General features: G+C 61.5%; 1 protein-coding gene. It reads right to left on the bottom strand.

Annotated elements, in window-relative coordinates; all coding sequences use genetic code 11:
• Window positions 1–116 precede the first annotated feature (116 nt).
• Window positions 117–671 (bottom strand): IS256 family transposase (locus WT24_RS30550; protein WP_156441729.1); only part of this gene is annotated, 555 nt, incomplete at its 5' end.

Genomic DNA, 671 nt, shown 5'->3' with positions numbered 1-671 from the left:
TTGACATTTGCGCTGGTCAGGACCGCCGCGGGCGGCGTGCCGTTGGCATCGGTGGCGATGTGGTGCTTGGAACCAGGGGGGTGTCAGGATTTCCGTGTTCAAGGCAGGTTGAGTAATTACACGGAAGGCCGAACGAATCGATCTGCGTAAAGGATAGCGAACTGGTTCATGGCCGTCTTCCAGTCATGCGCGGCACTTCCCCAATTCGCGGTGATGTTGCGCAAGGCCAGCCAGATGAGTTTGGTCGCGGCCTCGTCGCTCGGGAAGTGGCCACGGGTCTTGATGATCTTGCGCAGCTGCGAGTTGATATTTTCAATCGCGTTCGTCGTGTAGATGATCTTGCGCACACCCGGAGGGAACGCAAAGAACGGGATCACGCGATCCCAGGCGTTGCGCCACGCGCTACTGACAGTCGGGAATTTCTGGCCCCACGGCCCATCCGCAAACGCATCGAGTTCGGCCTGAGCGGCTTCCGCGCTGGGCGCGGCGTAGATCGGTTTGATCGCCGCGGCCAGTCCCCGGCGGTCTTTCCAACTGGCGTAATCGAGGCTGTTGCGGATGAGGTGGACGATGCAGGTCTGCAGCGTGGTGGCGGGGAATACGGCGGCCAGCGCTTCGGGCATGCCCTTGAGCCCGTCAGTGACGGCAATCAGGATGTCGTGAACGCCGCG

It is taken from the genome of Burkholderia sp. MSMB1078WGS (assembly GCF_001528895.1).
Lineage (GTDB): Bacteria > Pseudomonadota > Gammaproteobacteria > Burkholderiales > Burkholderiaceae > Burkholderia.
This window is presented reverse-complemented; position numbering and strand designations above follow the sequence as displayed.